At 67.7% G+C, this 25,653-nt stretch carries 19 protein-coding genes; 9 read left to right on the top strand and 10 right to left on the bottom strand.

Annotated elements, in window-relative coordinates:
* Nucleotides 1-255 precede the first annotated feature (255 nt).
* The 5 genes from GH266_RS21860 (at nucleotide 256) to GH266_RS21840 (ending at nucleotide 6,902) form a co-directional block, all read left to right on the top strand.
* Nucleotides 256-1,797, top strand: a complete 1,542-nt coding sequence (locus tag GH266_RS21860; RefSeq protein ID WP_158195724.1) for a trimethylamine methyltransferase family protein — start codon at nucleotides 256-258, stop codon at nucleotides 1,795-1,797.
* Nucleotides 1,798-2,118: 321 nt separating this feature from the next.
* A complete protein-coding gene (locus GH266_RS21855) occupies nucleotides 2,119-3,213 on the top strand; it encodes an ABC transporter ATP-binding protein (protein ID WP_158195723.1) in 1,095 nt (364 codons plus the stop codon).
* A 94-nt stretch (nucleotides 3,214-3,307) separates the two neighbouring features.
* On the top strand, nucleotides 3,308-4,408 hold the full coding sequence (locus GH266_RS21850) for an extracellular solute-binding protein (RefSeq protein ID WP_158195722.1): 1,101 nt from the start codon (nucleotides 3,308-3,310) through the stop codon (nucleotides 4,406-4,408).
* 320 nt (nucleotides 4,409-4,728) lie between these two features.
* Complete coding sequence (locus tag GH266_RS21845; protein ID WP_158195721.1) at nucleotides 4,729-6,033, top strand: ABC transporter permease; 1,305 nt, start codon at nucleotides 4,729-4,731, stop codon at nucleotides 6,031-6,033.
* A 14-nt stretch (nucleotides 6,034-6,047) separates the two neighbouring features.
* Nucleotides 6,048-6,902: an ABC transporter permease gene (locus GH266_RS21840; RefSeq protein WP_158195720.1), complete on the top strand. Its 855-nt coding sequence runs from the start codon at nucleotides 6,048-6,050 to the stop codon at nucleotides 6,900-6,902.
* 136 nt (nucleotides 6,903-7,038) lie between these two features.
* Here the strand turns inward: GH266_RS21840 and GH266_RS21835 are convergent, their stop codons facing one another.
* The 8 genes from GH266_RS21835 to GH266_RS21800 form a co-directional block, all read right to left on the bottom strand.
* Nucleotides 7,039-7,701: a sarcosine oxidase subunit gamma gene (locus GH266_RS21835; RefSeq protein WP_158195719.1), complete on the bottom strand. Its 663-nt coding sequence runs from the start codon at nucleotides 7,699-7,701 to the stop codon at nucleotides 7,039-7,041.
* Nucleotides 7,694-10,684, bottom strand: a complete 2,991-nt coding sequence (locus GH266_RS21830; protein WP_158195718.1) for a sarcosine oxidase subunit alpha family protein — start codon at nucleotides 10,682-10,684, stop codon at nucleotides 7,694-7,696. Before GH266_RS21830 ends, GH266_RS21835 begins: the two co-directional genes overlap by 8 nt.
* Nucleotides 10,681-10,974 (bottom strand): sarcosine oxidase subunit delta, encoded by a 294-nt coding sequence (locus GH266_RS21825; protein WP_158195717.1) that lies wholly within the window; start codon nucleotides 10,972-10,974, stop codon nucleotides 10,681-10,683. The genes GH266_RS21830 and GH266_RS21825 overlap by 4 nt, the downstream gene beginning before the upstream one ends.
* Nucleotides 10,975-10,988: 14 nt before the next feature.
* Nucleotides 10,989-12,248: a sarcosine oxidase subunit beta family protein gene (locus tag GH266_RS21820; protein WP_158195716.1), complete on the bottom strand. Its 1,260-nt coding sequence runs from the start codon at nucleotides 12,246-12,248 to the stop codon at nucleotides 10,989-10,991.
* Nucleotides 12,249-12,388: 140 nt separating this feature from the next.
* The gene (locus tag GH266_RS21815) at nucleotides 12,389-13,342 is read right to left on the bottom strand and encodes a LysR family transcriptional regulator (protein ID WP_158195715.1); all 954 of its coding nucleotides are present in this window, start codon (nucleotides 13,340-13,342) and stop codon (nucleotides 12,389-12,391) included.
* A 117-nt stretch (nucleotides 13,343-13,459) separates the two neighbouring features.
* Nucleotides 13,460-14,608 (bottom strand): iron-containing alcohol dehydrogenase, encoded by a 1,149-nt coding sequence (locus GH266_RS21810; RefSeq protein WP_158195714.1) that lies wholly within the window; start codon nucleotides 14,606-14,608, stop codon nucleotides 13,460-13,462.
* Between the two features lie 270 nt (nucleotides 14,609-14,878).
* A complete protein-coding gene (locus tag GH266_RS21805; RefSeq protein ID WP_158195713.1) occupies nucleotides 14,879-17,101 on the bottom strand; it encodes a xanthine dehydrogenase family protein molybdopterin-binding subunit in 2,223 nt (740 codons plus the stop codon).
* Nucleotides 17,102-17,105: 4 nt separating this feature from the next.
* Nucleotides 17,106-17,564 (bottom strand): (2Fe-2S)-binding protein, encoded by a 459-nt coding sequence (locus GH266_RS21800; RefSeq protein WP_158195712.1) that lies wholly within the window; start codon nucleotides 17,562-17,564, stop codon nucleotides 17,106-17,108.
* 179 nt (nucleotides 17,565-17,743) lie between these two features.
* On the opposite strand from GH266_RS21800, the gene GH266_RS21795 reads away from it, so the two are divergent.
* Nucleotides 17,744-18,778, top strand: coding sequence for a LysR family transcriptional regulator (locus tag GH266_RS21795; RefSeq protein WP_158195711.1), 1,035 nt, complete (start codon nucleotides 17,744-17,746; stop codon nucleotides 18,776-18,778).
* Between the two features lie 10 nt (nucleotides 18,779-18,788).
* On the opposite strand, the gene GH266_RS21790 is transcribed toward GH266_RS21795, so the two are convergent.
* Nucleotides 18,789-20,345 (bottom strand): alkaline phosphatase family protein, encoded by a 1,557-nt coding sequence (locus GH266_RS21790; RefSeq protein WP_158195710.1) that lies wholly within the window; start codon nucleotides 20,343-20,345, stop codon nucleotides 18,789-18,791.
* Between the two features lie 370 nt (nucleotides 20,346-20,715).
* Here GH266_RS21790 and GH266_RS21785 point away from each other — a divergent pair, with 370 nt between their 5' ends.
* Nucleotides 20,716-21,642 (top strand): pirin family protein, encoded by a 927-nt coding sequence (locus GH266_RS21785; protein ID WP_158195709.1) that lies wholly within the window; start codon nucleotides 20,716-20,718, stop codon nucleotides 21,640-21,642.
* On the opposite strand, the gene GH266_RS21780 is transcribed toward GH266_RS21785, so the two are convergent.
* The gene (locus GH266_RS21780) at nucleotides 21,620-22,597 is read right to left on the bottom strand and encodes a DUF6030 family protein (RefSeq protein WP_158195708.1); all 978 of its coding nucleotides are present in this window, start codon (nucleotides 22,595-22,597) and stop codon (nucleotides 21,620-21,622) included. The genes GH266_RS21785 and GH266_RS21780 overlap by 23 nt on opposite strands.
* A 140-nt stretch (nucleotides 22,598-22,737) precedes the next feature.
* Here GH266_RS21780 and GH266_RS21775 point away from each other — a divergent pair, with 140 nt between their 5' ends.
* Both GH266_RS21775 and GH266_RS21770 read left to right on the top strand, forming a co-directional pair.
* Entirely contained in the window at nucleotides 22,738-24,009 is a 1,272-nt protein-coding gene (locus tag GH266_RS21775) for an acetylornithine deacetylase/succinyl-diaminopimelate desuccinylase family protein (protein WP_158195707.1), read from the top strand.
* An 85-nt stretch (nucleotides 24,010-24,094) separates the two neighbouring features.
* Nucleotides 24,095-25,600, top strand: a complete 1,506-nt coding sequence (locus GH266_RS21770) for an ABC transporter substrate-binding protein (protein ID WP_158195706.1) — start codon at nucleotides 24,095-24,097, stop codon at nucleotides 25,598-25,600.
* Nucleotides 25,601-25,653 lie beyond the last annotated feature (53 nt).

Below are 25,653 nucleotides of genomic sequence, written 5' to 3'. Positions count from 1 at the left end.
CAAGCTGCCGGCCGGCCGGCGCGCCTTTGCCGGGCAGTATCGCCACGATTTGCGGCCCCCGGTGGCCTGATTGCGTCATGCCACCATCCCCGCGACGACACGCGGGCGCAAAGATGGGGCGCCCACCCCTCCCCGTTTTGCATGACGCTTTTAGAGAAACCGACGACGCTTTCGCGCCGCAGACATGTGCGCCCGCAGCGCACAGTGGCAATCGGAAACGGCCAACAGCAGTTATGCACAAAGGGCTTGCAGCGCATGAGTGACCAGGAAGCGCGCGCCGGACGGCGCGGCCGGGCGGCGAGAACGGAAAAGCGGCGCGGATCGCAGGCGGCCGGCGCCCTGCCCTATATCTCCCGCAACCTGCCGGTCTACGACATCCTCAGCGACGAGGGCGCCGAGCTGATCGAGGCCAATGCCGACCGGCTGCTGGCCGAGATCGGCCTGGAGTTCCGCGACGATCCCGAGACCATCGCGATCTGGAGGGCGGCCGGCGCCGACGTTTCCGGCGAGCGCGTGCGCTTTCCGAAAGGAATGCTGCGCGAGCTGATCAGGACCGCGCCCGCGCAATTCGTCCAGCACGCCCGCAACCCGGAGCGCAACGTCGTCATCGGCGGCAACAACACGGTGTTCGCGCCGGTCTACGGTCCGCCCTTCGTCACCGATCTCGACAATGGCCGGCGCTACGGCACCATCGAGGACTTCCGCAATTTCGTGAAGCTGTCCTACGCCTCGCCCTGGCTGCACCATTCGGGCGGCACAGTGTGCGAGCCCGTCGACCTGCCGGTCAACAAGCGGCATTTCGACATGGTCTACGCGCACCTGAAATACTCGGACAAGCCGTTCATGGGCTCGGTCACCGCGCCGGAGCGGGCGCGCGATTCCGTCGCCATGGCGGAGCTGGTCTTCGGCAAGGAGTTCGTCGACCAGAACTGCGTGATGATCCAGCTGATCAACGCCAACTCGCCGCTGGTCTACGACGCGACCATGCTCGGCGCGCTGAAGGTCTATGCGACGGCCAACCAGGCCTGCATCGTCTCGCCCTTCATCCTGGCCGGCGCCATGAGCCCGGTCACGGTCGCCGGCACCCTGTCGCAGGTGCTGGCCGAGGCGCTGGCCGGCTGCGCGCTGACCCAGCTGGTGCGCCCCGGTGCGCCGGTGGTCTTCGGCGCCTTCGTCTCGTCGATCTCGATGCAGTCCGGCGCCCCCACCTTCGGTTCGCCGGAGGGCAGCCTGCTGCTCAACGGCGCGGCCAAGCTCGCGCGCCGTGCCGGCCTGCCCTTCCGCTCCGGCGGCTCCTTCACCTCGTCGAAGACGCCGGACGCCCAGTCGGCGCAGGAATCCGCCCAGACCATCCTGGCGACGGTCGTCTCGGGGGTGAACTTCTGCCTGCATGCGGCCGGCTGGCTGGAGGGCGGCCTGTGCTCCTCCTACGAGAAGTTCGTGATGGATGCGGACCAGCTCGGCATGATGCACGTTTTGGCAAAGGGCATCGATCTTTCGGAGGAAGCGCAGGCGATGGACGCCCTTGCCGAGGTCGGCCCCGGCGGCCACTTCCTCGGCGCCATGCACACCCAGCGCAATTTCGAGACCGCCTTCTATCGCTCGGAGATCGCCGACAACAACTCCTACGAACAGTGGAGCGCCGATGGCGGGCTGGACGCTGCATGGCGGGCGAACCGCAAGTGGAAGCAGATGCTCGCATCCTACGAGGCGCCGCCGCTCGATCCGTCTATCGACGAATCCCTGATCAGCTTCATGGCTAACAGAAAAGCTGAATTCCCGGACAGCAACGTCTAATCACAGTCTATCTTTCGAATACGCGACAGGGTCTGGCTATTTCCGCCAGACCCCTCGAAAATAGAGCAAATCTCGGCTTTCCTCAGGCGCTCTTCAGCCCGGCATTCTTCGCTGCGCTGCAAGAGCGCTTTGTTTTTTCACTCAGATTCCAATATTTTTTCGCCTCTGCCCTTCCCATCCTTGTCATTTTTTGCTTATGTACGGCCACCAACAGGGCAAAAGAGCGGACCAAAAGAGTTCGCGAGAGGGGAACAGGAGCGAACGCGCCGTTAACTCGGCGCGAATGCATTCCCCTTGCCTGCATTTTGCTTAGGGGCAACAATGACAGAATCAAGGGGCGCTGCCGTCCGCTACGAAAATGTTCAAAAGAGCTATGATGGCGAGACGCTCGTCGTAAAGAATCTCAATCTCGACATTCCGCCCGGCGAGTTCCTGACCATGCTCGGGCCGTCGGGCTCGGGAAAGACCACCTGCCTGATGATGCTGGCGGGCTTCGAGCCGGCCACCCATGGCGAGATCTTCCTCAACGACAGCCCGATCAACAACGTGCCGCCGCACAAGCGCGGCATCGGCATGGTGTTCCAGAACTACGCGCTGTTTCCGCATATGAGCGTTGCGGAGAACCTCGCCTTCCCCCTGCAGGTGCGCGGCATCGGCAAGGCGGAGCAGGAAGAGAAGGTGAAGCGCGCGCTCGACATGGTCGAGCTCGGCGACTTCGGCTCGCGCCGCCCGGCACAGCTGTCCGGCGGCCAGCAGCAGCGCGTCGCCGTCGCCCGTGCCCTCGTCTTCGACCCGGAGCTGGTGCTGATGGACGAGCCGCTGGGCGCGCTCGACAAGCAGCTGCGCGAGCAGATGCAGTACGAGATCAAGCACATCCACGAGAATATCGGCGTCTCCATCGTCTACGTGACGCACGACCAGACCGAGGCGCTGACCATGTCGGACCGGGTCGCCGTGTTCAACGACGGGGTGATCCAGCAGCTTTCGACGCCGGACGAGCTCTACGAGAACCCGCAGAACTCCTTCGTGGCGCAGTTCATCGGCGAGAACAACAAGCTGTCGGGCACCGTCACCGAGGTCTCCGGCACCGACTGCAAGGTGCGGCTGGACGACGGCACGGAGCTGGCCGCCGAGGCGGTCAACATCGAGGGCGTCGGCTCGCGCACCACCATCTCCCTGCGCCCCGAGCGCGTCGAATTCGACACCGACCAGTCGATGGACAACCTCGTGAAGGGCAGCATCGAGGAAATGATCTATCTCGGCGACCACATCCGCGTGCGGATGAACGTCGCCGGCAACAAGGAATTCATTGTCAAGGTTCGCAACCGCGGCCAGAGGCGCGACCTGCGGACCGGCCAGACAGTGGAGATCGGCTGGGCAGCGTCCGACTGCAAGGCGCTCGACGCCGTCGCCTGACGCAGCCCGATCGACCAGCTGTGGCGCCCGTCAGGGCTGCCGCGACCAAAGCCGGGACCCCATGTCCCGCACCACGTCAACAAAGGGGAACTACATGACCTTCAAGACGCTTCTTCTTGCAAGCGCCGCAACGGCGATGATGACGACCGGCGCGAGCGCCATCGACCTCACCATCGTCTCCTGGGGCGGGGCCTATTCCAACTCGCAGAACGAGGCCTATCACAAGCCGTACATGGCCGAAAATCCGGGCGTGACCATCATCAACGACGAGAGCTCGAACGAGGCGGTCGCCAAGCTGCGCGCCATGAACGAGGCCGGCAACGTGACCTGGGACCTCGTCGACGTGCTCGCCTCCGATGCCATCCGTCTGTGCGACGAGGGCCTCGCCATGGAGGTCAACCACGACGAAGTGCTGGCCCCGGCGCCGGACGGCACCCCGGCTTCCAAGGATTTCGGCGACCTGATCGTCGCCGACTGCTTCATCCCGCAGATCGTCTATTCCACGACCTTCGGCTACCGCACCGACGTCGAGGCGTGGAACGGCAAGGAGCCGGACGACATCTGCGACGTCTTCGACCTGGAGACCTTCCCGGGCAAGCGCGCGCTGGAAAAGCGCCCGATCAACAACATGGAATGGGCTCTCCTGTGCGACGGTGTCGCCAAGGAAGACGTCTATGACATGCTGGAGACCGAGGAAGGCGTGAACCGCGCCCTCGCCAAGCTGGCGACGATCAAGGACCAGACCGTGTGGTGGTCGGCCGGTGCCGAGACGCCGCAGCTGCTCGCCGATGGCGAGGTGGTGATGGGCTCCACCTATAACGGTCGCCTGTTCTCGCTGATCGAGGAACAGGACCAGCCGGTGAAGATGCTCTGGGACGCGCAGGTCTTCGACCTCGACGGCTGGATCGTTCCGGCCGGCCTGCCGAAGGAGCGCCTCGATGCGGTGATGGAGTATCTGCGCTTCGCCACCGACACCCAGCGTCTCGCCGACCAGGCCAAGTACATCTCCTACGGCCCGGCCCGCGACTCCTCCGCGCCGCTCGTCGGCAAGCATGCCGAGCTCGGCATCGAGATGGCTCCGCACATGCCGACCGACCCGGCCAACTCCAAGAACACCTTCCTGTTCAACTACGAGTGGTGGGCCGACTACCGCGACGACCTGGACGCCAAGTTCCAGGCCTGGCTCGCCAGCTAAGGCGGCTTGAGACGGGCGGCGGTGCGTGCTGCCGCCTGTCGACGCGACTTGCCGCGGCGGGCTTTTTCCGCCGCGGCGCCCGCGGGGGCGGTCCGCCGCCCTGCCTGCCTCCCGACAAGCCTGCGGGCGCGCCTGGCGTGCTGCCTTGCGTGCTTGTCCGGACACAGGCTCCGCAGACTACAGGCCGCCGCTTGCGGCTCTTTCCCGGCCCCCATGGGGCGCCCGCCTGCCGCCTGGCCGTTTCCGGCCGGCCGCCGGAGCGGACCTTGCCCTGGCCGGATGACCCAACACGGACGTCACGTCCCGAACGGACAGCGAGAATGACGACAACAGACACAGTTTCCACGGCCGCGCCGCCGGCCGACCCTCCGCCGCAGCCGCAGGTGCTGACGACCCGCGACGGCATCCCGCTCAAGGTCAGCCTGATGCGGGCCCTGCGGCGGGAGAAGATGCGGGCGATGCTGCTGATCGCGCCGCTCCTGCTGTTCGTCCTGCTCACCTTTGCCGCGCCGATCGCCGACATGCTGTTCCGCTCGGTCGAGAACAGTATCGTCTCCGATACGCTGCCGAGGACCGTCGAGGCGCTGGCCGACTGGGACGAAAGTTCCGGCGAGGCGCCCGGCGAGCCGGTCTTTGCGGCCCTGCACGCGGACCTCCTGATCGCCACTGAGGAAAAGACCCACACGCGTCTCGGCTCGCGGCTCAACTACGAATCCTCCGGCATGTCGAGCCTGTTCCGCAAGACCGGCCGGCGCGCCGACCGGATGGACGATGCCGAGCCCTACAAGGCCCAGTTCATCGATATCGACGAGGACTGGGGCGATGTCGCCACCTGGCGGGTGCTCAAGCGCTTCTCGCCCGAGCTGACCTCCGGCTACTTCCTCAACGCGGTCGACATGCAGATGACGACCGACGGCGTCGAACTGAAGCCCGAGAACGAGCGGATCTACCTCTTCCTCTTCGCCCGCACGCTGTTCCTGTCGCTCACCATCATGGGCTGCTGCCTGCTGCTCGGCTATCCGGTCGCCTATCTGCTGGCGGCGCTGCCGGCGCGCACCTCGAACCTCCTGATGATCCTGGTGCTGCTGCCGTTCTGGACCTCGCTGCTGGTGCGCACCTCGGCCTGGAAGGTGCTGCTGCAGCAGCAGGGCGTCATCAACGACTTCCTGGTCTGGACCGGCATCGTCAGCAATGCCGGGCGCCTCGTCATGATCAACAACCAGACGGGCACCATCATCGCGATGACGCACATCCTGCTGCCCTTCATGATCCTGCCGCTCTATTCGGTGATGAAGACCATCTCGCCCACCTATGTGCGGGCGGCCAAGAGCCTTGGGGCGACCGACTGGACCGCGTTCTGGCGGGTCTACTTCCCGCAGACCGTGCCGGGCATCGGCGCCGGGTCGATCCTCGTCTTCATCCTGTCGATCGGCTACTACATCACGCCGGAGCTCGTCGGCGGCACCAGCGGCATCTTCATCTCGAACCGCATCGCCTACCACATCTCGTCGTCGCTCAACTGGGGTCTGGCGGCCGCGCTCGGCGTGCTCCTGCTCGCCGCGGTCATGCTGCTCTTCTACGTCTACGACAAGATCGTCGGCATCGACAACGTGAAGCTCGGATAAGGAGAAGAACACGAATGTCCGCCCTTCCTTCCTATGCTTCCGCCGGCCAGCGCGCCTGGTATTACGGCTTTCGCACGATCTGCGGGATGATCTTCTTCTTCCTGATCTTCCCGATCCTGATCATCGTGCCGCTGTCGTTCAATGCGGAGAACTTCTTCACCTTCACGCCGCAGATGCTGGCGCTGGATCCGGCCGGCTACTCGTTGAAGCACTACGAAGACTTCTTCACCAACCCGGACTGGCAGCAGGCGCTGCGCAACTCCTTCGCCATCGCGCCGGCGGCGACGCTGCTTGCCACCGTGCTCGGCACGCTCGCCGCCATCGGCCTGTCCCAGAGCCATGTGCCCTGGCGCTCGGCGATCATGGCGGTGCTGATCTCGCCGATGATCGTGCCGCTGATCATCTCGGCCGCCGGCATGTACTTCTTCTACTCGCGCATCGGCCTGCAGGGCACCTATCTCGGCGTCGTGCTCGCCCATGCCGCCCTCGGCACGCCCTTCGTCATCATCACGGTGACGGCGACGCTGGTCGGCTTCGACCGCAGCCTCGTTCGCGCGGCGGCGAGCCTTGGCGCAAATCCGGTGACAACTTTTTTCAAGGTGCAGATGCCGCTGATCGTGCCCGGCGTCGTCTCCGGCGCGCTCTTCGCCTTCATCACCTCCTTCGACGAGGTGGTCGTGGTCCTGTTCCTCGGCTCGGCCGGCCAGAAGACCCTGCCCTGGCAGATGTTCACCGGACTGCGCGAACAGATCTCGCCGACCATCCTCGCCGTCGCCTCCCTGATGGTCGCGATCTCGATCGCCCTGCTGACCGTTCTGGAGCTCCTGCGGCGGCGTTCGGAGCGCTTGCGCGGGCTGACGCCCTCCTGACGCGATTTCGAGACGGCATTCTCGAAAATCGGGCGAATTGAGACGGTATTTTGCAAAATTCGTCTCGAAACGAAAAACCCCGCACCTTCAACAGGTTGCGGGGTTTTTGCGTGATTTCGGGTGATTTTCGCTGCAATTACAGGATCGTCCCGGGCTCCCCGACCCGGTAGCCGAATTCCAGCGCCGCATCGCTCATCCAGTCGATCAGCGCATCGGCAAGGCTCGACGGCGCCAGCACGTCGAACGCCGTTTCGCTGCGCCGCAGGATCACCACCGGGATCTGGTGGATCACCGATTGCGCCAGCGCTCCGGCCGGAAATGCGGCCGGGTCGAAGTCGATGGCGACCGCCTTGTTGAGCACCTCGCGCGCCGTCTCACCCTCGATCCGCACGATCCGGCGGGCGCCGGAGAGATCGACGACGGCGGCGTCTTCCGTGTCGAGCGCGGTGTCGACGCGGGCCGTGTCCTCGGTCGCCGCGCCGACATAAATGAACCGGCCGAAGGCGATCCAGCAGACCAGCGCGGACGGGCTTTCGGTGAAGCGGCCGGGGCGTCCCGGCAGCGTCACGTCGGCCAGCTCGCCGAGGCGATTCGCAACGGTTTCCAGTCGGTTAGGCCAGGCGCCGACTTCCAGCAGGGCGCCTGCCGACAGCTCCCTCAAGGTCAGCGACGGGTCCTCGGCGCCCGCCGCCTCGCCCGGCACCAGCCGGCCGACCACCGGCCGGGCAACGGCCGCTTCCGGCTTCGTTGCTTCGGTCCTTGCTGTGGCGTTGGACGACTCGTTGCTGGCGTCAGACATGCATTCGGCTCCCGTCGGGGTCATAGAAGCAGGGATCGGCGACCGTCACCGCCACCCGCTCGTTCTTCAGCGGGAAGGCCGCCTCCAGCGGCTCGCCGTGCCGTTCACGGCCACCGGACAGGAAGGCGAGCGCTATGTTGGCGCCGAGGGCCGGCGACCACGTCACGGCGGTGACATGGCCCAGACTCGCCCCTCCACCGGGCAGGGTCAAGTGGCTGCCTGCGCGGATCGCCTGCCCGTCCCGCGACACCAGCCCCACCAGAACCGGCCTTTGCGGATCGACGAAAGCGGGACGCTGCGTCATCGTCGAGCCGACATACGGCTTCCTCCGCGACGCCATGCCGCCAAGGCCGACATCGGCCAGCGTCGTCCGCCCGTCCATTTCAGCGCCCGTTATATGCCCCTTCTCGATGCGCAGCGTGCCGAGCGCCTCCATGCCGTAGGGCATGATTCCATTGGGCTTTCCGGCCTCGATCAAGGCTTCCCAGACGGCAAGACCGGCCGGCCAGTCGCAATAGACCTCGTAGGCCAGCTCGCCCGAAAACGACAGCCGCGCGATCATCACCGGCTCCCCGGCGATGCGTCCGCGCACGATCCCCATATGCGGGCAGGCCTCCGTCGAGACATCGCCCTCGTCGAGCGCGGCCTGCAGCACCTTGCGCGCTTCGGGGCCGGCCACCGCCATTGCGGCATGGCGGTCGGTCACCGAGGTGACGTGCACCCGCAGGTCAGGCCACACCACTTCCAGATAGTGCTCCATATGGGCCAGCACCGCGCCCGCATTGGCCGTCGTGGTGGTGACGAGGAAGCGGTTCGGCGCCAGCCGCCAGGCGGTTCCGTCGTCGAACATGATGCCGTCCTCGCGCAGCATGACGCCGTAGCGCGCCTTGCCGACCGACAGCCTGGCAAAGCCCCCAGTGTAGAGCCGGTTGAGGAATTCGCCCGCGTCCGGGCCCTGCACGTCGATCTTGCCCAGCGTCGAAACGTCAACGATGCCAACGCGCTGGCGCACGGCGCTCGCCTCGCGGATATAGGCATCGCGCAAGCTTTCGCCGGGGGCAATATAGGCGCGCGGGCGCATCCACAGGCCCGCCGCCATCATCTCGGCGCCCTTTGCCACGTGCCAGTCGTGCAAGGGCGTGCGGCGCACCGGCGCGAAGTGGTGGCCGGTCTCGCGCCCGGCCAGCGCGCCGATGGTCACCGCCGTCCAGGGCATGCGGAAGCGGGTCGTTCCGACCTGCGGCGCGGTCAAGCCGCGCGCCCGCGCCATCAGGGCGATGGCGTTGACGTTGGAGGTCTTGCCCTGATCGGCGGCCATGCCGAGCGTCGTGTAGCGCTTCAGGTGCTCGACCGAGCGGAAGCCCTCGCGATTGGCGAGTTCCACGTCGTCCGCGGTCACATCGTGCTGGAAGTCGACGAAACGCTTGGCCCCACCGGTCGCCGGCACGTCGAACAGCGGGAACGGCACTTCCGCGCCCGCCACCTTTCCCGACAACACGGGAGGCGAAAGATCGCCGATTTCCGCCGTTTTTCCGCAGGCCCGCGCCGCCGTCCGGCCGGCATCGAGGCCCGCCGCAAGACAGCCGGCAAGATCCAGCGTGCCGGCGCAGGCACCGGCCGCCGTCCAGGCCTCGCGGGCGGTGCCCGGCACGAAGGATTGCAGCGCCTCGTCGAAGACCGGGGCGCTGCCGGCCTGGCTCGCCAGATGCACGCTCGGCGTCCAGCCGCCGGAGACCAGAAGCGCGTCGCAGCCGGGCTGCATCACATTGGCGCCGAGCACGCCTGAGACCGGATCGAAGCCGCGAATGTCGACGCCGGCCAAGGACTTGCGTCCTCTGGTGGCGGCAACGACCGCTCCGGTTTCAAGCCGGATTCCGCGCGCGCCGAGGGCGGCGGCAAGGGCTGGGTCGATCTCGCGTCGCGGGTCGACCACCGCCTTGATCGACATGCCGAGATCGGCAAGGCGGATCGCCGTGCGCGCGCCGCCGTCATTGTTGGCGAAGACGACCACGGACGCGCCGACGGCGACGCCGTAGCGGGTCGCATGGGCAAGCCCGGCGGAGGCCAGCATGACGCCCGGCGCATCGTTGCCGGAAAACACCAGCGGCCGCTCGATGGCACCGGTCGCCAGCACCACGTGCCGGGCGTGGATGGTCCAGTGGCGCTGGCGCGGCTCGAAAGGCGCCGGCTTGCGCTTGTGGTCGGCGACCCGCTCGATCGCGCCGAGCACGTTGCCGTCGAAATAGCCGTAGACGCTGGTGCGCGGCAGGATGCGGCCGCCGCCCGCCTCGATCTCGCGCAAGGCCCCGTCGATCCAGTCGGCCGGCGCCAGCCCGTCGAGTTGCACGCCCTCGTCGAAGAGACGACCGCCGGGTCGCGCATTCTCGTCGGCCAGGATGACGCGCAAGCCGGCGGCGACCGCGGCCCGCGCGGCCATCAGCCCGGCCGGGCCGGCACCGACCACCAGCACGTCGCAAAACGCGTTGGTCTTCTCGTAGCGGTCCGGATCGGCAAGATGGGTGCCGCGGCCGAGACCCGCCGCCTTGCGGATGAAGCGCTCGCAGAAATGCCAAGTCGCCTGCCCCGTACCCATGAAGGTCTTGTAGTAGAAACCGGCGGAAAACAGCGGCGAAAGCAGGTCGTTGACCGCCATCATGTCGAAGGAGAGCGAGGGCCAGCGGTTCTGGCTGGCGGCTTCCAGCCCGCCGTAAAGCTCCGTCATGGTGGCGCGGGTGTTGGGCTCCTGACGGGCGCCGTCGCGCAGCTCGACCAAGGCGTTGGCCTCTTCGGGGCCGGCGCCCATCACCCCGCGCGGGCGATGGTACTTGAAGCTGCGGCCGACCAGCACCCGGCCGGAGGCGAGCAGCGCCGAGGCCAGCGTGTCGCCGGCAAAGCCCTGCATCGGCTCGCCGTCGAAGCGGAAGGCGAGCGGCCGCGAGCGGTCGAGATGGCTGCCGCCGTGGGGAAGCCTGTAGCCGCTCATGCGCCCGCTCCCGGAATGTGCGCAGCCTCGCCGGCAAAGCGCCCGGCCATCTCGACGCTGGTGATCTCGTGGGTCAGCGTATCGCGCGTGACCCTAAGCCAGTGGCGACAGCCGCCGATATGGTGCCACAGCTCGACATGGGGCCCGCGCGGGTTTTCCCGCTCGAAGACATAGGCGACATGGGCGTCGGTGTCGGTCACGGAGAGATCCGGCCGGCGAATGGTGCCGTCGCCGCCATAGGAGAACTCGGCGACGCCGCGCGGCCCGCAGCAGGGACAGTGGATGCGCATGGGCGGGCGTCCTCTCAGTGCATCTTCGGATAGGGGCCGGCGCCGCGCTCGTCGAGGACGTAGCCGCGCTGGAACCGGTCGAGCGTGAAGGGGGCGTTGAGCGGGTGCGGCTCGTCTTTCGCCATGGTCCAGGCGAAGCACCAGCCGGAGGCGGGCGTCGCCTTGAAGCCGCCGTAGCACCAGCCGGCATTGAGATAGAGGCCGGGCAGCGGGCCGGTGGCGATGATCGGGCTGCCGTCCATGCTCATGTCCATGATGCCGCCCCAGTTGCGCAGCAGCCGCAGGCGCGAGACGAAGGGCAGCATCGCGCTCACCTCCGACATGACGTGCTCGACCACCGGCAGATTGCCCCGCTGGGCGTAGGAATTGTACTTGTCGATGTCGCCGCCGAAGACCAGACCGCCCTTGTCGGACTGCGAAATGTAGAGATGGCCGGCGCCGAAGGTGACGACGCAGTCGAGGATCGGCTTGACCGGCTCGGAGACGAAGGCCTGCAGCACGTGGCTTTCGATGGGAAGGCGCTCGATGCCGGCAAGGCGCAGCACCTGCGAAGTACTGCCGGCGACGGCAACGCCGACCTTGGGGGCGCGGATCTCGCCGCGCGTCGTCTCGACGCCGATAATCCGCCCGCCCTCGCGCAGGAAGCCGGTGACCTCGCAATTCTCGATGATGTCGACGCCGCGCGCATCGGCCGCCCGTGCGTAGCCCCAGGCGACCGCGTCGTGACGGGCGGTGCCGGCGCGCGGCTGCAGCAGGCCCCCGAGCACCGGGAACCGGGCGGTCAGCGACATGTCGAGGCCCGGCACCATGCGCGCGACCTCCTCGCGGCCGAGCAGCTCCGCATCGATGCCCTCCAGCCGCATGGAGTTGCCGCGCCGGGCGTAGTCGTCGAGCTGCGACGGCGTGTGCGCCAGGTTGAGGACGCCGCGCTGGGAGAACATCACATTGTAGTTGAGGTCGAGCGACAGGCCCTCCCACAGCTTCATCGACCATTCGTAGAAGCGGTTGTTGCCCGGCAGCATGTAGTTGGAGCGCACGATGGTGGTGTTGCGGCCGATATTGCCGGAACCGAGCCAACCTTTCTCCAGCACCGCGATATTGGTGAGGCCATGCTCCTTGGCGAGGTAATAGGCGGTCGAAAGGCCATGGCCGCCGCCGCCGACGATGATCGCATCGTAGGCGGGCTTGGGATCGGGCTTGCGCCAGGCGGGCTGCCAGTCGCGGTGTCCGGACAGGGCGTTGCGCAGCAGCGAGAGGGCCGAATATTTCTGCAAGGGCGAAAGGTCCTTCCTGATGGCGGGCCCGGGTCAAAAACGGAGGGCGGATGCCAGCCTAACCCGCCGGCGACACAGGCCCAATGGCCGAAATCCGTCCCGATCCTGTCGCGTTTGCGACCCGCGCGAACAGCCGCGAGTCAGGCCGCCCCTTGCGCCCGCTCGCTTTCGGCCGGGAGACGTTCGAGCGACGGCGCGAACTCGGTCAGCATGCGGCGGCGGAAGATCTGCACCGCCTCGCGCTGCAGGTCGTCGGGGCGGAACAGCATGAAATAGCCGAAACCGGAGGCCGCAGTGACGGCAAGCGGCGCGGCAAGGCGCCTTTCCGCGATGTCTCGCGCGGCAAGCCGGCGGTCGGCGACCACCAGCCCGCCCTCGCGGGCGGCGAAGTCCAGCGCCATATGCGCGGTGTCGAAGACGATGCCCTGCGGCAGGGTGGCGGCGACGCCGGCGGCGCGCAGCAGCTCCGCCCAGGCGGTGTGGCGGCCGGCCTCGTTGCGGATGTGGATGACGGTCTCGCGGGCGAGCGCTGCCGCGATTCCCCCCTCGCGCAGGCGCGGCGCCATGTCGGGCCGGCACAAAAGGGTGAGCTCCTCCATCCACAGCAGGTCCATCACCTGATCGGTGACGCGCGGACGGGAGAAGACGACGGCGGCGTCATGCACCGTGCTGTCGAGGCTTTCCAGCACATAGGGCGTGTCGATCTCGATGGCGACGCCGCCTTGCGCGCGGCAGGTCTCGATGATCGGCGCGGCCATGCGAATGGCGAAGGACGGTGGCAGGGCAAGGCGCAGCGTGCCGCCGCGGTCGATCTCGCAGATGGCGTTGAGCCCGGCCTGCAGCCGGTCGAGGGCCGGTGTGACGTTGCCGATGAGGTCCTGGCCGGCAGCGGTGAGTGCCAGCGACGAGCCGCGCCGCTCGAACAACTGGGCGCCGATCACCTCCTCAAGGTTGAGCACATGGCGGCTGACGGCGCTCTGGGTGACGCCGAGGCTTTCGGCCGCGCGGGTGAAGCTCATCTGCCGCGCGGCAGCCTCGAAGGCGCGCAGCGAATTGAGCGGCAGGCGGCGGCGGTCTATCGGGCTTGCGGTCATGCTCACAGGTTCCGGGCGGCGCGCGTCATCCCGCCGCTCGGCGAAGGCTACGACGGCAGAGCCCGGCTGCAAAGGGTCCATCCGCAGCCCTTTCCCTGTCTTCAACCGGCCCCGTCTTCAACCGAAGCCGAGCGCACGTTCGGCCAGCAGTAGCAGGTCCTCGTCGGTGACGAGGCGGCGGCTGGCGGCGCGCATCGGCGCGTTCTCGGGCGCTGCCATGCGCGCGGCAAGTCGCTCCGGGCTCAGCCGGTTGATGTCGGCGGCCAGCGACAGGCGAATGCCGAGACGGCGGACAAGGCCGGAAAAGGCCATCGGCAGCTCGCCGTAATGGGCGCAGCCGAAGGCTCGGGCGACCTCCGTATAGGCCTCCTCCTCGCCCTCCATCGACCAGCCGAGCGAGGCGGCCATGCCGATGGCGACCGCGCGGCCGTGATGAATCGGCACGAGGCTCGCCAGCGCGTGGGCGATGTTGTGGGCCATGCCCGTGCCGGCATTGTCGATACCGATGCCGGCCCAGGTGGCGGCAAGCAGCATCGCGCCCCGCGCTTCCAGGTCGTTGGGCTCGGAAACGGCACGGTCGATATGGGAGGTGGCGAGGCGGATGGCCTCGTGGCAGATGCGGGAATTCTCGGCAAAGGCGGCGCGGCTGGTAGCGGCCTCCATGGCGTGGACGATGGCATCGACCCCGCAGGCAGCGGTGAGCTGTGGCGGCAGGCCGGTGGTGAGCCGCGCGTCGAGCAGGGCGACATCGGGCTTCAAGGCCGGCGCCCAGTACCAGTATTTGGTGCCGCCGGCATCGGAGATCACGGAAACGGCGGTTGCCTCGGAGCCGGTGCCGGCGGTGGTCGGCACGCAGACCAGCGGCACGCGCGCGACCGGCAGCGCAGCGGCGGCAAGGCGGTAGTCCTCGAGATTTCCGCGCGCGCCGATCATCGCGGCCACGAGCTTGCCGGCATCGAGCGCCGAACCGCCGCCGAGGCAAACGACGGCGCCGACGCCCTCCTGGCGGGCGATGCGCACCGCCTCGGCCACGGCCGGCTCCTTCGGATCGCTGACGATCGCATCATGGGTGACGACCCGGTGCCCGCCATCCTTGAGCACGCCGGCAATGCGCGGCGTCAGGCCGATGCCGGTCAGGCCGTTGTCGGCAACCAGCAGCACGCAGGCGCCGGTACCGGCAAGCTCGGTGACGATGGCGCCGATCTCGTTGCTGCGCCCCGGCCCGGCCACGATGCGCGGCACCTGGTTGGTGGTGAAAGGCTGCATTTCCCCTCCCCGCAAAGGGCCCGAGACCGAAGGCGGACCGGGCAGCGGCGACTGCGACCCCGATCTGCGCGAACAGGGAAATGCTAAGGCCGCAACACACCTTGGCGGAAATGCAAAAAACCCATCGGCCAATGACATTATGTCGGGAGCGGGAGGGAGCGCCGGATCAGGCGGCTCTTGTCGCTTGACGAAGCGGCCTGACAAAACGGGCCGGCGTGCAGGAGGCATGCCGGCCCGTTCTCGTTCATGTCGGATCCGAGGCGACGGGCCTTACGCGAGGCCGGCCTTGGTCAGCGGCAGCACCGCCGGCAGTTCGCCGGTGGCGGCGAGGATCGCGTTCGCCACGGCCGGACCGATCGGCGGGGTGCCAGGCTCGCCGGCGCCCGACGGCGCCTCGGCGGAGGCAAGCACCTCGACCTCGATCTTCGGCATCTCCTCGATGCGCAGCGGACGGTAGGTGTCGAAGTTCAGCTGATCGACATGACCGTCGGTCAGCGTGATCTCGCTGAACAGCACCGCCGCAAGGCCGTAGCCGATGCCGCCTTCCATCTGGGCCTTGACGTTGTCCGGGTTGACCGCGACACCGCAATCGACCGCGCACCAGACGTTCTCGATCCTGAAGGTCCCGTCCTCGCGGCGGCTGACCTCCGCGACCTCGGCCACATAGGTGTTGAACGACTTGTGCACGGCGATGCCGCGGAAGCGGTCACCATTCTCGGGTCCCGACCAGCCGGACATCTGCGCGACCTTGTCCAGCACACCGAGCTTGCGGGCATTGTCCTTGTCGCGCTCGGCAATGCCGGAAGGCTGCGACAGGTGCCGGCGGCGGAACTCGAGCGGATCGACGCCGGCAGCGCGTGCGGCCTTGTCCATCATCGCTTCCACCACATAGCCCGTCTGGGTGTGGCCGACCGAGCGCCACCACAGCACCGGCACGCCGACCTTGGGCGAATGCAGCTCGCCGTGGAAGGCCGGGATCGCGTAGCTGGCATCCTTGACGCCCTCGACCGAGGTCTCGTCGATGCCGTCATGGACCACAAACTGTTCCATGAAGGTGCCGGACATCAGCGACTGCTGGACGATGCGGTGATGCCAGCCGACGAGGTTGCCGTTCGCATCGAGCCCCGCGCGCACCTTGTGGACGCCCATCGGCCGGTAATAGCCGGCACGGGTGTCGTCCTCGCGGGTGTAGACCAGCTTGATCGGCTGCGACTTGCCCCAGAGCTTGGCGATCATCGCCGCCTCGAGGATGTGACGGGCATCGGGCGAGGTACGCCTGCCGAACGAGCCGCCGCCATAGAGCGTGTTGATCGTCACGTTCTGGACCGGGATGCCGAGCACCGTCGCCGCCGTCTGCTGGTCGACCGTCTGGAACTGCGACGGATACCAGAGCGTTGCCCGGTCGCCCTCGACATGGATGGTGAGCACCATCGGCTCCATCATGCCATGGGCGAGATACGGGAACTCGAAGATCTGCTCGACCACGTTTGCTGCACCCGCAATCGCGGCCTCCGCATCGCCGTCGTTGCGGAACACGGGCCCCGCCGTGTCGGCCAGTTCGCGATACTCGGCGAACAGGGCATCGCTGGAGCGCGTTTCGGCGCCAGCCTCGTCCCATTCGATCTCGAGAGCCTCACGGCCCTTGATCGCCGGCCAGGTGGAGTTGGCCAGCACGGCAACGCCGTGTCCGGGAACCTCGATGACGTCGACGACGCCCTTAACCGCCTTGGCGGCCTCGGCGTTGAACGACTTCACCTTCGCCCCGAAGGCCAGCGGCCGGGTGAGCACGGCGACCAGCATGTTCTCGCGCTGGACATCCATGCCGTAGGTGTTCGGCGCGCCGACCGTCTTGTTCGGCACATCGAGCCGCGGGAAGGACTTGCCGATATAGACCCACTGGTCGGGCGACTTCAGCGTCACCTCGGCCGGAGCCTCCAGCTTCGCCGCCGCCTCGGCGAACTCGCCGAACGTGCCGGACTTGCCCGAGGCATGCGACAGCGTGCCGCCCGAGACGGTGATCTCGCCGGCCGGAACGCCCCAGGCCTTCGCGGCGGCGGCGACCAGCATGGCGCGGGCCGTGGCACCGGCCTTGCGGTACTGCTCGAACGAGTTGGCGATGGCGGTGGAGCCGCCGGTGCCCTGCATGCCGAAGGCGAGGTTCTTGTAGCGCTCGACATCGGCCGGGGCGAACTCGGCCCGCATCTGCTCGGGGGCCGCGTCAAGTTCCTCGGCAACGAGCGTCGCAAGGCCGGTGGCGTTGCCCTGCCCCATGTCGAGATGCTTGTTGAGCACCGTGACGAGGCCGTCCGGCGAAATGCGGACGAAGGGGGTGAAGGCATCTTCCGCCGCCGCGCCTTCGGCCAGTGCCGCGCCGGGCAGCGCAAGCCGCGAGCCGACGACGAGACCGCCGGCGGCGACCGCCGACATCTTCAGGAAGTTGCGCCGGGTGGGACGCGCGGCGGCGTCCTGCATCCGCTTCATGACGTGAAACATGAGCTCAGCCCTCCATCGTCTCGGCAGCGCGATGGATCGCCGCGCGGATACGGGTGTAGGTGGCACAGCGACAGACATTGCCGCTCATCGCCATGTCGATGTCCTCGTCGGACGGCTTCGGCGTCTCGGCCAAAAGCGCGGTGGCGGCGAGGATCTGGCCAGACTGGCAGTAGCCGCATTGCGGCACTTCGAGTTCGCGCCATGCGGCCTGAACGGCCTGGGCCGCCTTGCCGTCGACACCCTCGATGGTGACGATGGCCATGCCTTCCGCATCGCTCGCCATGGTCTGGCAGGAACGCACGGCCATGCCGTCGAGATGGACGGTGCAGGCACCGCAGGCGGCGATGCCGCAGCCGTATTTGGTGCCGGTCATGCCGAGCTCGTCGCGCAGGACCCAGAGCAGCGGCGTGTCGGCCTCGACGTCGATCTCGCGATCCTCGCCGTTGATGTTCAATCGGATCATCCGTCCCTCCTGATGAACGGGATTGGCTGGATCGCGCCAGTCCCCTCTCCCTGCTTTCTTCCGCCCGAAGAGACGCAAAAAGCCGGGAGACGGGACTTGCGCGATTGCTACGCGACCTTAAGTGGGTCACGATCCACCTATCGTCCAATTGATTTTGGATATCCGGGAACATTGACGAGATGAATATATCCTCGGTCGACCTCAACCTGCTGGTGGCGTTCGACGCGCTCATGAGCGAGCGCAACGTGACGCGCGCCGCGCGCCGCATCGGCCTGTCGCAACCGGCCATGTCGAACGCGCTGTCGCGGCTGCGGGCGCTGTTCGACGACGAACTCTTCGTGCGCTCTGGTCGCGGGATGGAGCCGACCGCGCGGGCGCAGTCGCTGGCGATGCCCGTGTCTGAGGCGTTGCGGCGGATCGAGGAGGCCATCGCGCCGGCCCTCGCCTTCGACCCGTGCAGCCTCGACCGGGCGGTGCGCATCGCGATGACCGACAATTCGATGGCGGTGCTGCTGGAGGCGCTGATCCTGCGGTTCCGAAATGCGGCCCCCAAGCTCGACCTGCATATCAAGAACTCCCGCGCCGCCGGCATGACGCCGATGCTGGACGACGGCGAGATCGACATGGCCATCGGCGTTGCCGGCGAGCTGGAGGCGCGCCACCGGGCGATGCCGCTCTATTCGGACCGGCTGGTGGGGATCGCCCGGCGCGGGCGCTTCGGCCCGCAGGGGCCGACGCTGGAACAGTTCGTGGCGGCCGAACACGTGCTGGTGACGCCGCGCAACGCCACCGGCGGCTCGCTGGACCGGGAGCTTGCCAATCGCGGCCTGTCGCGGCGGGTGTTCCTGACGCTGCCGCAATTCATCATGGCGCCCTATGCGGTTGCCAAGGCCGACCTCGTCGCCTGTCTGCCGGCGCGTATCGCGCTGGCCAAGGCGGAGATGCTGGACCTGGAGATCTTCGAGCCGCCGGTGGCGCTGGACGATTTCACCGTGTCGCTGATCTGGCACGGGCGCGACGATGCCGAGCCGGCGCATCGCTGGCTGCGCGAGACGGTGGCCGACGTGGTGCGCGAGGTCACCGCGCTCGGCGACGCCGACCGCTGGCCGATCTGCCAGACGCTGCTCGGCCCCTGCCGGGCGAACGTCCCGGCCGCACATGCGGCAGCGCAGGAGCACCCGGCCGAAGCCGAGCGCGTTCCCGCGTCCGCCTGAGCCCTGCCGGTCAGCCGGCCCGCGCGTCGACCGGGCCGTCTTCCGTCAGCTCGATGCCGGTCAGCCTCCGGTCGAGATGGCGCGCGCGCCAGGACAGCATCTTTTCCGCATATTGCAGCCGCAGCGAGGCATAGGCCGGGTCGCCCGCGACATTGCGCGTCTCGTGCGGGTCGGCGGCAAGGTCGAAGAGCAACGGCGGCAGGCCGGCGAAGTGGACGTATTTGACGTCCGCATCGCGAATGACGCTCATGGAGCAGGCATCGAGCGACAGACCGAGCGCGGCCTGCGCTTCGCCGGTCGCGACCTCGCGGAAGTCGTATTCCCAATGCGCCGCATCGCGCCACTCGGCCGGAACCCGCCCTTCCAGGAACGCGGTCAGCGGCGCGCCGTCCAGCCACGGCGGGCAGATCGCGCCAATGGCCTCCAGCACCGTCGGCATGATGTCCACGGACTCGGTGAAGGCCTCGACCGTGCGGCCATGGCCCTCGCTCTTGCGCGGATCGCGGACGATCAGCGGGATGTGATAGGCCTGATCGTAGAAGCCGAGCTTCGAAAAGAGCTGGTGGTCGCCCATCATCTCGCCATGGTCGGCGGTGAGCACGACCAGGGTGTTGTCCCACTCGCCGCGCGCCTTCAGCTCGGCGACGATGCGACCGATCTGCGCGTCGACCTCGGAGACCATGCCCCAGTAGGTGGCGCGCATCTGCCGGCGCACGGCTTCGTCCCAATCGCGCACCTTGCCTTTCGCCCCCCAGACGAAATGCGACTTGTCCTGCTGCTCGATGGCGTAGGCAAGGAAGGGGTGCAGGCGCGCCGCCTCCTCGGGCGTTGCCGCACCGAGGAAGCCCGGCCCATCGGCCGGATCGTACATGGAGGCGTAAGGCTCCGGCACGATGAAGGGCGGGTGCGGGCGGATGAAGCTGAGATGGGCGAACCAGGGACGTCCGCCAGCCTTGGCGCGGGCGGGCGGAGCGCTCTCCACCTCGCCGAGCCAGCGCAGGAACTCGTCGACCAGGAAGGCGGTCTCGGTCTCCTCTGCTAAATAGCGGGCCGGGCGGCCCGAAGGTGGGTCGGCGGGGCCGTCCACCGGCAGCCACATGTCCTGCGGCGGATCGGGCAGTTCGTACCCGCGAGACGCCAGCCAGGACAGCCAGGGCCCGTGATCCTCCGGCACGCGCACGCGCACGCTCATGCCCGGCAGGATGCCCTCATAGGTGCGCAGCCAGGGATCATCGCCCGTGACGGTGCGCGGGTCGACGGACTGGTCCGTATAGCCGAACAGGGTCGGGTCGTAGCCGGCGCGGCGGGCGGCGAGCGCGATGGTGTCGTGCCGCGCATCGAGCGGCGTGCCGTTGCGCACCACCCGGTTGGTCATCTGGTAGAGGCCGGTATAGAGGCAGGCGCGAGCCGGCGCACAAGGCGCGGCCTGGCAGTAGTGGCGGGAGAAATACACCGCCTCACGCGCCAGGGCGTCGATGTTGGGCGTGCGAACGACCGGATGGCCGGCGAGGCCGAGACAGTCGCCGCGCCACTGGTCGGCGGTGATGAGAAGCACGTTGAGAGGCATCGGGCAGGACTCTGGGATCAAACTTTCGGCTGGTTAGCAGTCAAGCATTGCAGCACGGTGACGGAGGTTACAACCTAGAAAAATACTCTTGAACTTCCCATAGAGGCACGACTTTCGATAGAGCGTCTTCAAGACATATTTGCCATGGGAGATTGGAAGCCCGCGGTGCAGGCCAGGGGTTCCGCTTGCGCGAACGCTGTGTCGCGCCGGCCGCACCTAGCGCAAGCTCCAGCATGGGTTATCTCGGTGGCAGTGCCTTGCCTTCCGAGCGGAATGGCGAGACCCTGAAGGGCTGCTGCCGGTTCCGGCGGCGCCCCGTGACCAGCCGCTTGTCCGAAGGAGGGCAAGTCCGCCAGAGGGAGACCTGCCGATGACCTGGATGCCCGACCTCGACCCCACGCCCGGCGATGCCGGAGCCTGCGACCTGATCGACACGGTGATCGTGCCGCGCGCCCGAGACCTCGGCGGCTTCGAGGTGCGGCGCGCCCTGCCCTCGCCGAAGCGGCAGATGGTCGGCCCCTTCATCTTCTTCGACCAGATGGGACCGGCCGAGTTCCTGGTGACCGGCGGCATCGACGTGCGGCCGCATCCGCATATCGGCCTTGCGACCGTGACCTATCTGTTCGAGGGCGAGATCCACCACCGCGACAGCCTCGGCTCGGACCTGGCGATCCGCCCGGGCGAGCTGAACTGGATGACCGCCGGCAGCGGCATCGTCCATTCCGAGCGCGAGGACCCGCAAGTGAAGGGACACAAGCGCAAGCTGTTCGGCATCCAGAGCTGGGTGGCGCTGCCCAAGCATGCGGAAGAGACCGCACCGGCCTTCGAGCATGTCGGCCGCGATGGCTTGCCCTTCCTGGAGGATCACGGCATCAGCGTGCGGGTGATCGCGGGCGAGATATTCGGCGCCCGCGCGCCGGTGAAAACCGCCTCGGAGACGATCTACGCCGACGTGACGCTCGAGCCGGGCCGCACCATGCCGGTCGACGCCACCCACGAGGAGCGCGCGATCTACACGGTCGGCGGCACCATCGAGATCGCCGGCGAGAGCTTCGAGGAAGGCCAGTTGCTGGTGTTCAAGCCCGGCGACAACATCACGGTGCGGGCAACAGGCAGCCTGCCGGCGCGCTTCCTGGTGCTGGGCGGCGAGCCGATGGACGGGCCGCGCTACATCTGGTGGAACTTCGTCTCCTCCTCGAAGGAGCGGATCGACCAGGCCAAGGAAGACTGGAAGCAGATGCGCTTCGACACGGTGCCGGGCGACGCGGAGGAATTCATCCCCCTTCCCGGTCGCTGAGCGGCGGCCGCTCCCCCTCCGTCTCCTCCTCCGGCGCGCTGAAGATGATGTCGCCGGACGGAGGGGTGCGCAGCGTCGCCCCGCCGACCGGGCGGTTGCGGCGGCGCTCCTGCGCGCCGTCCTCCCAGGCGAAGGGCGCGAACATCTCCGCCGGCGCCACCAGGTCGACGACCGGGAAGTCGAGGATGACGTTGAGGCGGACGACGGAGGCCGCGTCGCCCGTCAGCTGCGCATCTTCCGGCAGCACGCGCAGGCGCATGCCGAACTGCTCCAGCTCGACCTCTCCGCCCTGCTCGATGGCCGCCCGGAACTCCGGCGGCCAGGGCCAGCCATAGCGCTCGCCGACGGCGTCCAGCACGCGCATCAAGGCGGCGCGGGCGGCCGGCGCCGTCTGCGGATTGTCGCCGTTCAGCTTGATGCGCACGGTGTTGAGCACGCCTTCCGACTGGCCGCGCAGGTTGACGAAGAGCGAGGAGCGCGCCCCGTCCGGCGTCGCCCGGCCGATCACCGCGAGGTCGCTGACGCAATACCAGAAGCCTGCGACGAAGGGATCGAGCCGCCACTCCGACATGGGCACGCCGAGCGCGGAGATCGCCTCGCACAGGTCGCGCGGATCGCCGCCGAAGACGCGCTTGAAGGCGGCAGGCTGCTCGAGCGCGGCATCGGGCGCCTCGTCGAGAAGGCGGGCGCGCAGGCGCGGCGAAAGGCCAGCGAAGGGATCGGGCGGTGCTGCCTCCACAGGGGCCGGCGGCTCGACCGGCGCAGGCAGGAACAGCAGCGCCCCGGCGGCAACGCCGCTGCCGATCGCCAGCAGAATCAGGCCCCTGGCAAGAAGCCGGCGACGGTTCATCGCTGCAAGCACGGACGCGCCCGGCCCCGCCGCCCCGCGCACGAGCGGGGGCAGGATCGATTTTTCCGGCCGGGCCCCACCGCGTGACGCCGCGTCTTTCGCCATTGCCGCTCCTGCCGGGCGAGCCGCCCGAAAATCCCTCAAGGCCTGCCTTGCGGATGCGCTGGAAACCGGGTGCGCCCTGAGGCACGATGCCGTCCCGACACCACCGGTTGCGCAGTTCAAGTCCTATCACGGGAGACCACATGCTGGAGGCGCTTTTTCGACGCGTCGAGGACAAGCGGGACGACGTCGTCGCGCTGACGCAGGACCTCATCCGTATTCCCACAATCAACCCGCCGGGCGAGGCCTATACGCCTTGCGCCGAACTGATCGGCAACCGGCTGGCGCGGCGCGGCTTTCAGGTTCGCTACATCCGCGCGGAAGACACGCCGGGCGACAGCGCCCGCTATCCGCGCACCAATGTGGTCGCCCGTATCGAGGGGCGCCGGCCGGGGCCTTGCGTGCATTTCAACTCGCATATCGACGTGGTCGAGGCCGGCCACGGGTGGACCTTCGACCCGTTCGGCGGCGAGGTGAAGGACGGCAAGGTCTACGGACGCGGCGCCTGCGACATGAAGGGCGGGCTCGCCGCCTCGATCATCGCGGTGGAGGCGCTGCTGGAGGCGATGCCGGACTTTCCCGGCGCCATCGAGATCTCCGGCACGGTGGACGAGGAATCCGGCGGTTTCGGCGGCGTTGCCTATCTCGCCCGCCTCGGCATGTTCTCCAAGCCGCGCGTCGACCACGTGATCATCCCCGAGCCGCTGAACAAGGACCGCATCTGCCTTGGCCATCGCGGCGTGTGGTGGGCGGAGATCGAGACCAAGGGCTCCATCGCCCATGGCTCGATGCCATTCCTGGGCGACTGCGCGGTGCGCCACATGGGGGCGGTGCTCGACCGGTTCGAGACCGAGCTCTTCCCCAAGCTTGCCGCCAAGCACACCGACATGCCGGTGGTTCCGGAAGGCGCGCGCTCCTCGACGCTGAACATCAACTCGGTCCATGGCGGCCAGCCGGAAGGCTTCGACGGATTGCCCTCCCCTTGCGTTCCCGACAGCTGCCGCATGGTCATCGACCGGCGCTACCTGATCGAGGAGAGCCTCGACGAGGTCAAGGACGAGGTCATGTCGATCCTCGACGACCTGACGCGCACGCGCCAGAACTTCGACTATCGCATCCGCGACCTGATGGAGGTGATCCCGACCATGACCGATCGCGACGCCCCGGTCGTGCGGGCGGTGGCGGACGGCATCCGCGAAGTGCTGGCAAAGAGCCCCGACTACGTGATCTCGCCCGGCTCCTACGACCAGAAGCACATCGCGCGCATCGGCCACCTGCACGACTGCATCGCCTATGGCCCCGGCATTCTCGACATGGCCCACCGGCCGGACGAGTTCGTCGGCATCGACGACATGGTCGACAGCGCCAAGGTGATGGCCCAGGCGACCATGGCGTTGCTGGGAATGGCGCGCTAGTGTGCGCTGCACACGCGGGAAGAGAACCCGCCCCTCCGGTGGCCGGACGGGCGAAGGACGTGCAAAAGAACGGGAGGCCTCAGGCATGACTGGACGTTTCACCCGGCGCGGCGTGCTCGCCACCGCCCTTGCGGCGATGCTGGCGACGACCGCCCCCATCACACAGGCGGGCGCGCAGACGATCCGCACGGACGTCAATATCGGAGTGCGGCTGGAGCCGCCGCATCTCGACCCGACGGGGGGCGCGGCAGCGGCCATCGACGAGATCACCTATGCCAACATCTTCGAGGGCCTGACGCGGATCGACGCGGACGGCGCCATCAAGCCCTGGCTCGCGAAGAGCTGGGAGGTTTCGCAGGACGGGCTGACCTACACGTTCCACCTGCAGGCGGACGTGAAGTATCACGACGGCACCGATTTCGACGCCAATGACGCCAAGTTCTCGCTCGACCGGGCACGCGGCGAATTCAGCACCAACGCACAGAAGCCGCTGTTCGAGGGCATCGAGGAGGTCGAGGTCGTCGACCCGCTGACGCTCAAGGTGACCCTGAAGAAGCCGAACGGCGCATTCCTGTTCAACCTCGGCTGGGGCGATGCGGCGATGGTGGCGGAGGAGACGGCCTCCTCCAACACCTCCAAGCCCATCGGCACCGGTCCGTTCAAGCTGGTGCAGTGGGTGCAGGGCGACCGCATCGAGTTGGCCAAGAACCCCGAATACTGGGGCGCGCCGGCGCAGCTCGACCGGGCGACGTTCCGCATCATCTCCGACCCGGCGGCGGAACTCGCCGCGCTGATGGCCGGCGACATCGACGCCTTCCCGAACTTCCAGGCGACCGAGAACCTGCCGATGCTGGCAGCCGACCCGCGCTTCACCGTGGCCGTGGGCTCGACCGAGGGCGAGACCATCCTCGCCATGAACAACAAGAAGGGGCCGCTCGCCGACGTGCGGGTGCGCCGGGCGATCTCCCATGCGGTCGACCGCCAGGCGGTGATCGACGGCGCGATGTTCGGCAACGGCACGCCGATCGGCAGCCATTTCGCCCCGCATCACCCGGCCTATGTGGACCTGACGGGCACCTATCCGCTCGATCTCGACAAGGCGAAGGCGCTGCTGGCCGAAGCCGGCTATCCGGACGGCTTCAAGGCGACCTTGAAGCTGCCGCCGCCGACCTATGCCCGCCGCGGCGGCGAGCTGATCGCTTCGGACCTGAAGAAGATCGGCATCGAGCTTGAGCTGGTTCCGCTGGAATGGGCGCAGTGGCTTGCGGAAGTCTTCAAGGGCAAGGACTTCGACTTCACCATCATCTCCCATACCGAGCCGATGGACATCAACATATACGGCCGCAAGGATTACTATTTCCAGTATGACAGCGAGGCCTTCGACAAGGTGATGGCCGAGCTTGCGACGACGGTGGAAGACGAGGGGCGCTACAAGCTGCTGGGCGATGCCCAGCGGATCATCGCCGAAGATGCGGTCAACGTGTTCCTGTTCCAGCTGGCCAAGGCCGGTGTGTGGAGCGCCAACCTCAAGGGCATGTGGGTCAACTCGCCGATCCAGGCGAACGACCTGACCGGCGTCTATTGGGAATGACCCCGGCCTGACGGCCGGCAGAAACGACGAGGGGCGGCGGCCGCAAGGCCCCG

Origin of the sequence: Stappia indica, assembly GCF_009789575.1 — a bacterium.
GTDB classification, from domain to species: domain Bacteria; phylum Pseudomonadota; class Alphaproteobacteria; order Rhizobiales; family Stappiaceae; genus Stappia; species Stappia indica_A.
Note: the sequence above shows the minus strand (reverse complement) of the source record. Positions and strands in the feature narration are given on the sequence as shown.

Bases quoted from the DNA above. Each gene is read 5' to 3' on its own strand.
- GH266_RS21830 (WP_158195718.1), bottom strand. From the start codon at position 10,684: ATGAGCGGCTACAGGCTTCCCCACGGCGGCAGCCATCTCGACCGCTCG.
- GH266_RS21845 (WP_158195721.1), top strand. From the start codon at position 4,729: ATGACGACAACAGACACAGTTTCCACGGCCGCGCCGCCGGCCGACCCT.
- GH266_RS21790 (WP_158195710.1), bottom strand. From the start codon at position 20,345: ATGCCTCTCAACGTGCTTCTCATCACCGCCGACCAGTGGCGCGGCGAC.
- GH266_RS21840 (WP_158195720.1), top strand. From the start codon at position 6,048: ATGTCCGCCCTTCCTTCCTATGCTTCCGCCGGCCAGCGCGCCTGGTAT.
- GH266_RS21855 (WP_158195723.1), top strand. From the start codon at position 2,119: ATGACAGAATCAAGGGGCGCTGCCGTCCGCTACGAAAATGTTCAAAAG.
- GH266_RS21810 (WP_158195714.1), bottom strand. From the start codon at position 14,608: ATGCAGCCTTTCACCACCAACCAGGTGCCGCGCATCGTGGCCGGGCCG.
- GH266_RS21800 (WP_158195712.1), bottom strand. From the start codon at position 17,564: ATGATCCGATTGAACATCAACGGCGAGGATCGCGAGATCGACGTCGAG.
- GH266_RS21825 (WP_158195717.1), bottom strand. From the start codon at position 10,974: ATGCGCATCCACTGTCCCTGCTGCGGGCCGCGCGGCGTCGCCGAGTTC.
- GH266_RS21805 (WP_158195713.1), bottom strand. From the start codon at position 17,101: ATGTTTCACGTCATGAAGCGGATGCAGGACGCCGCCGCGCGTCCCACC.
- GH266_RS21780 (WP_158195708.1), bottom strand. From the start codon at position 22,597: ATGGCGAAAGACGCGGCGTCACGCGGTGGGGCCCGGCCGGAAAAATCG.
- GH266_RS21770 (WP_158195706.1), top strand. From the start codon at position 24,095: ATGACTGGACGTTTCACCCGGCGCGGCGTGCTCGCCACCGCCCTTGCG.
- GH266_RS21775 (WP_158195707.1), top strand. From the start codon at position 22,738: ATGCTGGAGGCGCTTTTTCGACGCGTCGAGGACAAGCGGGACGACGTC.
- GH266_RS21850 (WP_158195722.1), top strand. From the start codon at position 3,308: ATGACCTTCAAGACGCTTCTTCTTGCAAGCGCCGCAACGGCGATGATG.
- GH266_RS21815 (WP_158195715.1), bottom strand. From the start codon at position 13,342: ATGACCGCAAGCCCGATAGACCGCCGCCGCCTGCCGCTCAATTCGCTG.
- GH266_RS21795 (WP_158195711.1), top strand. From the start codon at position 17,744: ATGAATATATCCTCGGTCGACCTCAACCTGCTGGTGGCGTTCGACGCG.
- GH266_RS21785 (WP_158195709.1), top strand. From the start codon at position 20,716: ATGACCTGGATGCCCGACCTCGACCCCACGCCCGGCGATGCCGGAGCC.
- GH266_RS21860 (WP_158195724.1), top strand. From the start codon at position 256: ATGAGTGACCAGGAAGCGCGCGCCGGACGGCGCGGCCGGGCGGCGAGA.
- GH266_RS21835 (WP_158195719.1), bottom strand. From the start codon at position 7,701: ATGTCTGACGCCAGCAACGAGTCGTCCAACGCCACAGCAAGGACCGAA.